The organism is Subsaximicrobium wynnwilliamsii, assembly GCF_007997225.1.
Lineage (GTDB): Bacteria > Bacteroidota > Bacteroidia > Flavobacteriales > Flavobacteriaceae > Psychroserpens > Psychroserpens wynnwilliamsii.
Genome location: NZ_VORM01000042.1, coordinates 1 through 12,626, shown reverse-complemented (window position 1 = coordinate 12,626; position 12,626 = coordinate 1). Strand labels below are relative to the sequence as shown.

The 12,626-nt window shown below is 32.3% G+C and carries 8 protein-coding genes; all 8 read right to left on the bottom strand.

All coding sequences use genetic code 11. The features are described 5' to 3' along the window. Positions 1-1,644: 1,644 nt before the first annotated feature. A complete protein-coding gene (locus ESY88_RS19645; protein ID WP_147088410.1) occupies positions 1,645-2,607 on the bottom strand; it encodes a DNA adenine methylase in 963 nt (320 codons plus the stop codon). Next, positions 2,592-3,947: a ParB N-terminal domain-containing protein gene (locus ESY88_RS19640; protein WP_147088409.1), complete on the bottom strand. Its 1,356-nt coding sequence runs from the start codon at positions 3,945-3,947 to the stop codon at positions 2,592-2,594. Before ESY88_RS19640 ends, ESY88_RS19645 begins: the two co-directional genes overlap by 16 nt. A gap of 179 nt (positions 3,948-4,126) precedes the next feature. Beyond that, positions 4,127-6,733 carry a peptidase associated/transthyretin-like domain-containing protein gene (locus ESY88_RS19635; protein ID WP_189702667.1) on the bottom strand — a complete coding sequence of 869 codons (2,607 nt, stop codon included), beginning with the start codon at positions 6,731-6,733 and terminating at the stop codon, positions 4,127-4,129. A 21-nt stretch (positions 6,734-6,754) separates the two neighbouring features. Beyond that, positions 6,755-7,546, bottom strand: a complete 792-nt coding sequence (locus ESY88_RS19630) for a GLPGLI family protein (RefSeq protein WP_189702666.1) — start codon at positions 7,544-7,546, stop codon at positions 6,755-6,757. Positions 7,547-7,586: 40 nt separating this feature from the next. Continuing rightward, the gene (locus ESY88_RS19625) at positions 7,587-7,901 is read right to left on the bottom strand and encodes a hypothetical protein (RefSeq protein ID WP_147088406.1); all 315 of its coding nucleotides are present in this window, start codon (positions 7,899-7,901) and stop codon (positions 7,587-7,589) included. Between the two features lie 216 nt (positions 7,902-8,117). Then, positions 8,118-8,531: a hypothetical protein gene (locus ESY88_RS19620; RefSeq protein ID WP_147088405.1), complete on the bottom strand. Its 414-nt coding sequence runs from the start codon at positions 8,529-8,531 to the stop codon at positions 8,118-8,120. 61 nt (positions 8,532-8,592) lie between these two features. Further along, positions 8,593-10,971, bottom strand: a complete 2,379-nt coding sequence (locus ESY88_RS19615) for a zinc metalloprotease (RefSeq protein ID WP_147088404.1) — start codon at positions 10,969-10,971, stop codon at positions 8,593-8,595. Between the two features lie 682 nt (positions 10,972-11,653). Further along, on the bottom strand, positions 11,654-12,130 hold the full coding sequence (locus ESY88_RS19610) for a hypothetical protein (RefSeq protein ID WP_147088403.1): 477 nt from the start codon (positions 12,128-12,130) through the stop codon (positions 11,654-11,656). Positions 12,131-12,626: the final 496 nt, after the last annotated feature.

The window sequence follows — 12,626 nt, the reverse complement described above, 5'->3', positions numbered from 1 at the left end:
CCGATTTTAAATTCCGCAAACTTGCTCAAGTTTCCGCAACAGTTGATTTTCCGGAATAGTTCAGATCAGACAGTTTACAGATTCTGGATTTTATGGATCTGAGTGAATTCCGCCATTTTTTACAACGCTCTTGAGTATGATTAGTTGCGTGTCTCAAGCCACTAAATTAGCAAATAAAAACGAACTAGCGAATCCGCGAGGGTTTTCGGAAGAAGAACAAGCCAAGCAATTAATTATACGCGATGTTGTGAAAAGTGGCCTGGAATTATTGTGTTTTGTTGTTGCTTTCCCTGAGATAGTGCGATTGAGTGAGTTCCGCCGTTCCCAAAATCCGCGAACTACTTGATTCCGTTTGAGTGGGAAATTCCGTATGAGTGAGCAATTCCGCAATACGATTTTACTCAGAGTGGATTTGATCAATTCAAGATACCGCCAACTTTTCTGATTTTGTAATTCCGTTTTCATTGATGGGACTGGTTTAGAAATCGAAAAAAATTCCGCGATTGTAAAAAGCAATGGTTTTTTGAATTCCGATTTTCTGGTTCTGAGTGAATTCCGCCATTTTTTACAACTCCCTTGAGTATGATTAGTTGCGTCTTTAAGCCACTAAATTAGCAAATAAAAACGAACTAGCGAATCCGCGAGGGTTTTCGGAAGAAGAACAAGCCAAGCAATTAATTATACGCGATGTTGTGAAAAGTGGCCTGGAATTATTGTGTTTTGTTGTTGCTTTCCCTGAGATAGTGCGATTGAGTGAGTTCCTCCGTTCCCAAAATCCGCGAACTTTGTGATTCCGCCCGAGTGTAAAATTCCGTGTGAGTGAGTATTTTCGCAACACGATTTTATTCAGAGTTGATTTGATTGATTCAAGATTCCGCAAACTTTTCTGATTTTGTAATTCCGTTTTTCATTTATGGGACTGGTTAGAAATCGAAAAAAATTCCGCGACCGTGAAAGGAATAGTTTTTTGAATTCCGATTGTCTAGTTCTGAGTGAATTCCGCCATTTTTTACAACGTTTTTGTATAAGGTTAGTTGCGTGTTTTAAGCAGTGATTTTAGTAAATAAAACACGAACTAGCGAATCCACGAGGATTTTCGGAAGAAGAACAGGCCAAGCAATTAATTATACGCGATGTTGTGAAAAGTGGCCTGGAATTATGGTGTTTTGTTGTTGTTTTCCCTGAGATAGTGCGATTGAGTGAGTTCCGCCGTTCTCAAAATCCGCGAACTTTGTGATTCCGCTCGAGTGTAAAATTCCGTGTGAGTGAGTATTTTCGCAACACGATTTTATTCAGAGTGGATTTGATTAAGTCAAGATTCGGTAAAATTGTCTGTTTACGAACCAGACTAAAAATCCGCGTTGCATTATATCGGACTGGATTAGACATCGAAAAAAAATTCCGCGACCGCAAAAAGGAATGCTTTTTTGAATTCGGATTGTCTAGTTCTGAGTGAATTCCGCCATTTTTTACAACGTGCTTGTATATGGAAAGTAGCGCTGAAAATAAGCGATAACTTTTCAGATTATACACAAGCCGAATTTTTAAATTTTTCTAATTATTTTATTTTTGGGAATTTGTCAAATTTAAAAATTTGGCGACTTTCCAAAAATGCCCGAACCTTTGTGTTAGCAATAACTCGCGCTATTTTTTATATACGTTGTTGGGCACAGTATTATTCCGTTGATTTATCCAATCTGCATTTAAACCATCTTCATTAAATTCTTTTAATTCCGTTTTGTCAACTGGACTATTCATTTCGGGAACGATTAAGTTATCTGAATAAATCATTATCTCTGTTCCTTTCGTTGCGTTATTAGCGTGGTAATTTAATTGATAAGTCCGCTGAAGAAATTTTGAATATAAATCACTAATATTTTTATCGTTGTCGTAAGAAACTAACCAATATCTATTTTTTAATTTGCTGATAATTTCAGCAATTTGTTTATGGTCAGCGTGTTCGTAGAAATTTATATAAAGGTCTTTTCCTTTATTGTAATATGGTGGGTCAAAATAAAATAATGTTTGTTGGGGAAGTGTTTTATTTAATTTTTGTGTTAAATCTACAGCGTCTTCGTTGTATAAATTTATGCGATTTTTATAACGACTTATTTTTTTAATTCTTTCAATTAAATTTTTTTTGTTAAAACGAGCGTCCATTTTCCATTTTCCGTCTTGATTTTTACCGCCAATCACACCTGCTTTTAAAATTCCAGACCTGTTTGTTCGGTTAAGAAAGAATGTCGAAAATCCGACTTCCATTTCTGTGTAATCTTGAAAATTTTGCTGAATTATTTTTTGTTTTTTCCAATTCTGAATGTTGAGTTCCGTTGTTTCTATTTTTTCGATAAACTCGTCTGTGTTTTCAAGAATTGAATTCCAAAAAGAATAAATTCTTACGTCAAAGTCATTAATGTGTACCTCGCTTACAAATTCATTGAATAATAGTGAAAGTGCTACACTTGCTCCACCAGCATATGGCTCCACATAATGGCCATCGTTGATTAAATTGTAATCAATTAATAGCTGAACGTAATATGATAATTTCGCTTTTCCTCCTGGATAGCGAAGTGGTGAATAATGTTTAGTGCTTAAATTAACTCCCATACTTTAACGAAAAAAATCTCTAAATTATCCCAATTCTTTTTAAGACTTTCAGGCTCTGGATGAAAATCTTTATTATGAACATAGGCATTAAATGTGTTTATTGAAAAAATACTATCTTTCATTGTAGATGCAGTATAAGCACCTTTTAGTTTATCCTTTGATAGTATTTTTTTAGTTTCTAAATCTTTTGCAACACTACTTAACTTGTGGCTCAATTTACTGCTTTCATTTACAGATGCCAAAGGAAATGTTTCTAAATATGTATCTAATGTCAACTCTATAAATACACGAAAAGTAATTGCGCCAGAATTCTCAAAATCTGTTAAGTCTAAATCTTTTAATTCGTGGTATATCTTATTAACTCTTGGTTGACTTATAGGAATAATGGTGCTTTTTGGAATAATTGTTTTTCTTTTTGATATTAGAGTAATACTTTTTTTATTGGCCTTTTTTGCTTTTTTTGGGTCAATTTTTTTAGGTCGTGTAGTGCTTATTAATTCCCAATTACCAGCTAATTCCTGTGTTTTATCTGGTAGGTCAGTTTTTTTAAAGGTTTCTAAATAATTTAGTCTGTCATCCTTATAGTATATATCTTTTACAGTAAAATCTTTCCTTAATAAATCTCGAACAGCTTTTGTCAGAGGTTTTGCAACTTCGCTTGGTTCATATTTCGTTCTAACTTTTCCATCCTTAATTTCAATACCTGCTACTCGTCTAAAGTCTGGGTCTGTTACTAAACGTTGTAAAGATGAAGATTTGACGTCTTTTAATTTTGATTTTATATCTTTTTCTACAGTACTTTCTTTGTGTAGAAAGTCAATAACTTGCAATGCGTAACTTGATGTGCCTTTAACACGTTCGTCAAATCTTGCTTTTTGTTGAGCATCCCAACTTACAGTACCAATTCCATCATTTTGTCCTGTATGTTTTAATTCAATCCAATGTTCAGCATCTTCTTCACTATCAAAAAGCACACAATTTATTTTATCGATTGGCGATTTGTTATAATCTTCGGATAGTTTTCTAAATTTAGTTAGTAATGCTTTTTTAGTTTCAGGGATAAGGTCTGGATTTTCCAATAATTTTAAAGCAGTTACCCTTCTGTTGCCTTCAAGAATATTGAATTGGTCATCCTTTTTTTCGTGTTTAACCACAAAAATTGGGTCTCCCGGATTCAAACCTTCCTCAACAATATCAGTTGCGAGTTTTGTCAACTTATCTCCTTGGTCGTCAATCATTGTTTTTATTGCCTCTCTTTGGTTTCCTACCATTTCAAATCGAGGGTTTTCTATATTAATGTTGAGAAGTGATAAGTCAATAAGTTTTCTTGTGTATCCCATAGTTTGATGTTTTGTTATATTGTGCCCAACGTCTCCGTGTATGGTTAGTTGCGTGTAAATATGCTTTTATTTTTCGGTTTAGAACTAATTTTTGCTAACAATTATTTATCTTTGGTTAAGCAAATAATAGCAATTAATTATACACATTGTTGGCAGTAGTATTTTATTTGGTTCCAATGTCAAAATCTATATTTTACGTTCATAATTAAGTATCTTGGTAGAATTCTAAAATTAGTTTCGTTCCTTTGAAATTCTGATATAAACACATCTTTAAATTCGGTTATGTTCGATAAGTTATTTGCAGAAATTCTATAAGAAAAGCGACTATTCTCAGGATTATAATTTAAGTTGGCATTCACGAATAAATAATTATTTTCAATTATAGAATAAAAATTGTTTTCAATTTTGAAAAACCATTTGTCAGATAATTTTAAGGTTGTATCTAAATTACTTTCTATATAGTTATTAGAAGAAATTTGACTATCAAACTCGCCTTTTGAATAGTTATACTGAAATCCAAATTTAAAATTTAGTGGTATTTTAAAATATGTTGTACCTTGAATTCTATAATTAGAGTTGTAGTTAATTACTTCACTAATTGTGTTATTAAGTATTATAGGATTTCTAGACCAAAACTGCTGAGTACTTAATTTTAATGTACTTGATAAGGCTTTTAAATATCTAGTAATACTTAAATTATAATTGGTAAGTTTTCCTCCATCAATAATTTGGTATTGATTAAAGTTTGCGTTTTCAGAAAGTAAACTGTTAAGACCATAGCTTTTATCCGAAAAACTATGCATTAAAAATGAATTTATTAAAAATTGCTTTTTATAATTATTAAACGTGTAATAAAAACCAAAACTGTGGTTATTTATTTGTTGAATATTATCTAAACCTCTGTTAAATGTTCTGTAATTGGTTAAAATAAAATTTTCCGTAAGGTATTTCGATTGAGGTAAATTATTTTGAAAACCATAGCTTATACCAAAATTACCAATTTTGGTTTTTTTTGTATGAAATCTTATTTTTGGATTAACAAAAAAGAATTGCTGTTTAGAATCGTTGAGCTTAATATAATTTTGAGATATTTTTAAAGAGCTACTTATTTTAAATAATCTCGAAATATTGTAATTATATTTACTTGTTATTGCTAATCTTGAATTTTTGTAATCCAAATTATTTGTTAGCGTATCAATAGCGGTTTGATTATCAAATTTAAATTGACTTTCAATTTTATCCTTATCAACAGTTGCAGAAAATTCAAAACCGTATTCAGATTTTATACCTTTAGCCACAAATTCTGATATAATCCCATAATAACTAAGCGGTGTTTTGCTATTTTGTTTAATTGTTGAATTTTCATTGTTGTTGAATATATCACTAAATATATTAGGTTCAATTGTATAATTCTGGTGTGTATTATTAATGCCCAAATACGCATAGGTTAATAAAAGGGTTTTATCAGAAATTTTTTTAGTAATATTTAAGTGATTGAATAAGTTATGCCTTTTATCATCTTGTAGCTGATTAATATTATCATTGTTAAAAATGAGATTACCTCTTGTTTCAGTTGGATTATTCTCAAAAGTGAAATCATAAGTAAAATAAGTTTCATTTTTTGAATAATGTTTTAACTCTAATTCTGTCGCAAAAGATATGTCCTTAATATCTATCGTATTTTGCTCTGTAAAGGAAATAGTTTCTGGTTCTATAAAATATTCCGTTAAATTATTGTTTTGTTTATTGACATCATCGTATGTAAAATAAGTTAAACTTCTTAATTTGGTTTGTTTTGAAAGATGAGTTACAAAACTTAATGAATTTAAAAATGAGTTGTTAAAAATATCTTCGTTATTTGAAAAGTTAGAAGATGATAAATTGTCAATATTAACAAATTCATTATTAGTTTTTTCATTTTTTTTGTCCGCAGCAAGACTATTAAAATCTATAATACCTGTATTTTTAACTTGTGAAATAGCTGTATTGCCAATGCTATTTAAATTGCTTAAATTAAATAACTTTATTTTTTTTTTCAATAAACCAATATTAGCAGTAGTGTTATAGCGTTTATTGTAGCCAGTTCCTAAATCGATATTACCAAACCAAACATTTTTTTTATCCGCTTTTAGTTTTAAATTTAATGCAACCTTTTCGGAATCTTGAAATTGTTTAAGAACAGGATTGTCTTCAAAATTGTTTAGCACTTCAACTTCCTCAATATTATTGGCATCCAAGTTTTTGGTCAATAATTTATATTTATCATCAAAAAGGTCGTCCCCTTCTATGAGTAATTTATCTATTGATTTACCATTAACTTTTATATTGCCGTCGGACGAAACTTCAATTCCGGGAATGTTCTTAAGCAAATCTTCAACTACACTCTCCGAGCCATCTCTAAAAGCAGAAACTTTATAAGTAATAGTGTCACGTTTAACCTTTATTTTTTCCCAAGCTTCTATAACGACCTCGTCGAGTTGTTCTATTTTTTTTACTAGAGTAAAGTCAACCGTTACGGCTGACTTTTTCTTTATAGATACTGATTTTTCTTGATGTTGGTAGCCTAGACCATTAGCAACAATTTTTAAATTAGTTAAATTAACGTTGTTTAACTTAAATGTAGCTTCGTAACTACCATTTGAAGTGGAATAAGTATAAGCTACTATTTTACCTCCTTGATAGACTACTATTATTGCATTTGTGATAGGTGTATTCTCGACTGAATATAGATTTCCATTAATTTTATAATCTTGTGAAAACACAAAACAATTAAATAAAATATGCATTAAACATATATAGTTTCTCATTTATTCATTATCAAATATTTCAATATATGAATTACCCATTGTATATTTATCTTCAGCAGTATCTGCACTATCAAATCCCTCAATTAACATTCTTCCATTTTCAATTGCCTTCTTATGCTTGTTTATAAGAGTTTTTTTATATTCTGAAAACGTTATCCATTCTTTATTTTCTGATTCTGAATTTGGCTTCTGAATTTTTATTTTTGAATCCATTGGGTATTTGATAGATTTAAAGTAGAAATAAATTTCTTTATTTGTATCGTATGCCTCTAGTATTAATCCTGGTAAACCCTGTAGTTTCCAAGGACCATAAGGTAAGGGGATTGAAGTAGTAAACCAAGCAGTATATGTCCGTCCTCTAAACTCAGTAGAAGCCTTTAGACATTCGAAACTTCCAATATCTTTTTTCTCGTCTGATATTTCCCAATTAATTGTTGGGATTTCCTCTTTTACATAATTAAACCCAATGTCACGGGATAATAGTTTTTTATTTTCCTTATCTACATAATATTGAAATCCTAATTTATTAGTAATTTTAGAATTAACAAAAAAATTATCTTTATCCTTTTCTATATATACCGATTCACGAATATGACCACCTTCTAATGAGTCTTTAGCGAATGTGTATAATGAATTTTCATTATCAAAAATTAAATTGGCATTATAGTCTATACCAATAGGTGCACCCATACCCATACTTTGTTTGTGTCCATATTGTACTAATCCAGTTTGACTTTGCGAATGTAGAATAGTGTTAAATGTAATAATAACAATTAGTGTAATAAATTTCATTTTATTTGTGTTTAAAAAAAAAGCGGTTCTAAGTTTCATATTAGCAAGAAGCGTTAAATTGCATTATTAGAGCATCTATATGTTCGCGACATATTGTACCGCTCCATACGTAATCAGCTATGCCATCATCATCGCAATGTGTAGAAAGAGTTCCTGTGACAGTACCTTGCTCACAAATTCCATTATCAAATATAGTCAAAGTTATTGTCCCATTTTCATATGGGAAATTATAAGTCTCTACCTTTACGGGTAAAGTGATTTCTGCACTTTCATTTTCAGAAATTGGTTCGATTCTTTCATTTGTAAAGCCAAAGCTAACAAATGAGCATAGTAAAATAAAAAGTATTTTTTTCATAATTTTCGTTTTTAAAGTTTAAAAAATGTTTATAAATAGAACCGCTTTAGGTTAATATTCAGTTTGTTTATATTACTGCCAACGTCTCCGTATATGAAAAGTAGCAGATAAATATGCTGTTTCTTTTCAGGTTATAAACAAAAATAGCAGAAAAGAACTAAACCTTTGATTTAGCTTTTAACTGCTATTTTTTATATACATTGTTGCCAGTAGTTTTTATTCTATTTTCTCAAAAAGCAGTAGCATTCCGTCTGCATCAAAGCCAATCTCATCCTCTATTAACAGATACTCGCCTGTATTGCTCAATTGAAACTTATAAATAATGTCATCGATCAACAGTTCATTTTCAATATCACTCATTGTGAAGTTGTAGCTACCACTTATATTCAAAGGCATTTCATTGCTGACTTCTGTGCCATCAACGATATTAACATTGATGGTATTATCAGGGTTAATTTCCCAAGTTATTTCATCAACATATTGATAAGGTTGTGCAAAACCACGTTCAAATCTTGTTAAATTCCAAGTAGCCATTATTTCGTGCTGCTCTTGCGGTGTTCCATTATCATCATCATTGCTGTTGCAAGATACTATGAGAAAAAAGCTAAAAAATAAGAGAATCGTTTTCATTTCAATTTATATTTAATATTAATATAATGAGCAAGGGCAATTTGCCCTTACTCTTAATTATTTATTGTTTTATTAAAGTTTTTGCATCCACTATCTCGCCATCACAGACAAGTGCAACTGTATAATGCCCTGTTGGATAGTTACTCGTATCTATTTGAGTCTGTTGTAGGTCTGTATCCAAAATATAGTTATTGGACGTGTTACTGCCATAATAACCAATGACCATTAAGTACGCTGAATTGGTATCATTTATTTTATAGTTTACTGTAACATTATTAGATACAGGATTTGGCGAGAGACCATCAATGCTACTTGGCTTAAACTTAACTTCAACATCAACATAATCCTTAAAGCCATCAGATGCGGCTATAACCTCCAATTTATATTGTTTGACCACATCAGCAATTACGGTCAAATCTTTTCCTTGATAGACCAGATTGCCAAAGCTGTCATACCAATTATACTCCGCTGGTTCATTGATATCCTCTGCACTTATGACTATTGTTTCATTAACGTCAACCTCTTTGTCACCTCCTGCATCTGCGAGGAAAGTTGTTCTGCTATCCTTTCTTACCACATATGTCTCTCCTCCCATAATCTCTCCAGTAGTTGCATCTTTTTGTATCACATGATAATTATATTCTGTTTTATCGGTCAGTTCTTCTGTCAGGAAATTAAAATACAATGTAAGCAGCCCCATTTCATTACCCTCAAAGGCTATGTTGTCCAATATCACATTATCTCCTTTAATTAATTTTTTCTTTTCTTCTGAAGTTGGGTCTAGTTCTTGGGCTAGTTTTCCTCCTCTTTCCCAAGCGTTAAATAAAACATCATCCATTTTTATGGTTACCTCTGCTTCATCAAAAATTGGTTTACCATCCTCATTTGATTCTTTATGCAGTTCCAAGAAAAAAGTACGTGGTGTATTTGATGGGTTGGCGATCATCACAGAACCACTTCTGCCATCTTCCACTAAATCGACGACTGTAATGTTCTTCCACGCTTGATTATTATTGTTTCTTACCATAACATTAGGATTGCTTGTGTAAGTACCTATTGGGTCATCTGTGGCATCAATTCTAGCAATTAAGCAAAAGTGCCAAGGGTCATCATTGTCTGAGTAATCGTCAGGATTTGGCACAACCCATGGTACTGCAACTATAGTTTCCTCACCACTTTGTAAAGCTGGTATGGTTACAGGTGATAAAACACCGCCCAATGGGTCGCCACCTCCATCAGTTGGGTCAGCATTGTTATCATCGTCATCGGTTAAAGTACCATTCCAGTTTTGTGGCCACGCCAAGGCAGTATTAGCTTTTGCCCAATTGATGGTTAGCGTTTCATTACCAGACGACGCTTCACAACTATTGTTTATTACTTTAACATAGATATAGTTCGGTACAGAAAATACGCCTGAGTTAGTATATTCAGGATTTTGGTGTTCCAAACCTCCATCATCATTGTTTCTTATCCAAATATCCTGACTTGTCCACATGTTTTGGCTCGTCGGATTTGGCTCTGTACCATTATCATCAGGACTGTCTTTAATGTATAAGTCTAAAGGCTCTTCGCAACAACTCTCTAAGGTTTGTTGTAAGAATGGTAAGGTCGCTATTGCATTTCGCATTCGCAAACCTTGAAGAGGTGTAAAATAAGACATGCATTGTGGCGTGGAATATGACATGATATTTTGCTCATCTGGGTCATAACTATCGCCATTGGCATCAGTACCACTGCCTAGCCATTGGCAAGAGGCATCAACATTATAAGTCATATTTGGATCCGCAGGTGTATCGGTTACATAGTCACCACAAATATCTGAGTTGGAACCATCCACCAGTTCGGGGCAAAAATCGCCATTTTCAAGCTCGGGAATATTTGTTCCTCTAAATGTGTGCCATAAAAACAGCACATGGCCCATTTCGTGGGAAACAATGTGCGATGTAATCAATGATTGAAATGGTGGCTGACCGAAAGTTCCATGAACGTACATTTCAGAAGAACCGCCTATACCATTGGCACCACCAGCACCTGGACTTAAATCATTACTAAACAAGTAAATATCTATTCCGTCTTGATGATTATTAACACTGTAAATTGTAGCACCTGGACTATTATAGAGAGACGTATCATCAATGTAATCTATGGAATTATCCCAAGCGAAAGATATATTATGCGGATAAAAATCATCGTTTAAAATTTGAAACGCTTGGTTTACGGCTGCAACGGTTTGACCTCCTGTGCCATCACTTCTTCTTATGACGTGGAAATATATCTTTAAGCAATAACTGTTATCGTTGCTTGAAGTTCTTAAAAGAGCACTCTTGTTTAAAATTTCATTATTGGTTTGGGAAGGTGTTTGACAGAGTTCTTGTCCAAATGATTTAACATTTGAGAATATAAACAATGCCAGTGTTAATAAAATTAGTTTATTTTTCATAATTAATTGGTTTAAGTTACACCTTATTTTTTAATTACCATTCTTGTTACTCTATCAGTTTTCGCTGAGCTCAAATTACTGGCAACGCTCTTGAGTATGATTAGTTGCGCGTCTCAAGTAGTAAATTTAGTAAATAAAAACGAACTAGCGAATCCACGAGGATTTTCGGAAGAAGAACAAGCCAAGCAATTAATTATACGCGATGTTGTGAAAAGTGGCCTGGAATTATTGTGTTTTGTTGTTGCTTTCCCTGAGATAGTGGGATTGAGTGAGTTCCGCCGTTCCCAAAATCCGCGAACTACTTGATTCCGTTCGAGTGGGAAATTCCGTGTGAGTGAGTATTTTCGCAACACGATTTTATTCAGAGTTGATTTGATTGATTTAAGATTGCGTAAAATTGTCTGTTTACGAACCAGACTAAAAATCCGCGTTGCATTATATCGGACTGGATTAGAAATCCGAAATAAAAATTCCGCGACCGCAAAAAGGAATGCTTTTTTGAATTCGGATTGTCTAGTTCTGAGTGAATTCCGCCATTTTTTACAACGTTTGGTGTAAGAATAGTTGCGTGGGTTAAACACCTAAAATAACAAAAATTGACCGAGCCTGTGGAAATTCCGCAGGAATTTCCAAGTAGGCGAGAACCAAGCAATTATTTTTACACAGTGTTGTAAAACGTTTTTTATTTTGTTCCAAGTCCTTCGACAGTATAGGATTCAGCTAATAATTTTATTTTTTCAGAATTGATTTTATTCAGTTTAAAGTCAATTTGCTTTATTAACTTTTCTTTATGAAAATATAGTTCGGTATTTGTAATTGTATCTAATTCTGTTTCCGTGTTTGAAAATTGTAGGACTTTGGCAAAAACCAATTTTTTTTCTTTGTAATAAAATTCAAAATAAGCTGTTGAGTCATTTGGTTGAGCTGTTTCGGTTATTATTCGGTAGAGTTTGTTTTTTTTGTCAGTTAACTCATAAGTTGAAGTTCCACCAATAATTTCTCCCCTTAAATTCTCCGTATTGAATTCTGTTATAGATTCATTTAAGTCAGTTCGATTATCTATTTCTTTTACATAATTCTTGATTTCAGAAATTGTTTTATTTACTGAACAACTGGTCAGAATAATACAAATCAATGATATGTAGATTGGTTTTTTCAAATGTTTTACAACGTTGATGTGTATGGACCGTTGCGTGTCTCACACACGAACCTATCCAAATATAGACAAACTTTAGGGCATTCCCATAATATTCCAAAAAAAGCACAGACCCAGCAATGGTCTATACACGGTGTTAGCACACGGTTTATTCTTTCCTTCGCTATTATTTTCTAACTACAGAATAAAATCCGATATAATTTTGTTTAAAATCCAGGTTAATTATTTCTTTTTAAATTCCGTTGCCATTTTCCGCAATGAGTTTTAAAATAATTTTTTCAGATTGTAGGGAGGGCAAAGTTTCGGTTTCGCACTTAAAAAACCAAAAAAAATTTCTGTCCCTTTTCGTAGTTTTTTCCGTTAGAATTGATTTCCTGTTTTCGACAATTTTAAAAGTCAATATTCATAAGTTATTTATATTCAAATAGTTGTGATTTTTTTTAGTTAAAAATGGGTGTCCCAGAGCGCTATTTTTCTATTTTTAGCGCATGTTTGTTAG

Bases quoted from the DNA above. Each gene is read 5' to 3' on its own strand.
- ESY88_RS19645 (WP_147088410.1), bottom strand. From the start codon at position 2,607: ATGGGAGTTAATTTAAGCACTAAACATTATTCACCACTTCGCTATCCA.
- ESY88_RS19640 (WP_147088409.1), bottom strand. From the start codon at position 3,947: ATGGGATACACAAGAAAACTTATTGACTTATCACTTCTCAACATTAAT.
- ESY88_RS19635 (WP_189702667.1), bottom strand. From the start codon at position 6,733: ATGCATATTTTATTTAATTGTTTTGTGTTTTCACAAGATTATAAAATT.
- ESY88_RS19630 (WP_189702666.1), bottom strand. From the start codon at position 7,546: ATGAAATTTATTACACTAATTGTTATTATTACATTTAACACTATTCTA.
- ESY88_RS19625 (WP_147088406.1), bottom strand. From the start codon at position 7,901: ATGAAAAAAATACTTTTTATTTTACTATGCTCATTTGTTAGCTTTGGC.
- ESY88_RS19620 (WP_147088405.1), bottom strand. From the start codon at position 8,531: ATGAAAACGATTCTCTTATTTTTTAGCTTTTTTCTCATAGTATCTTGC.
- ESY88_RS19615 (WP_147088404.1), bottom strand. From the start codon at position 10,971: ATGAAAAATAAACTAATTTTATTAACACTGGCATTGTTTATATTCTCA.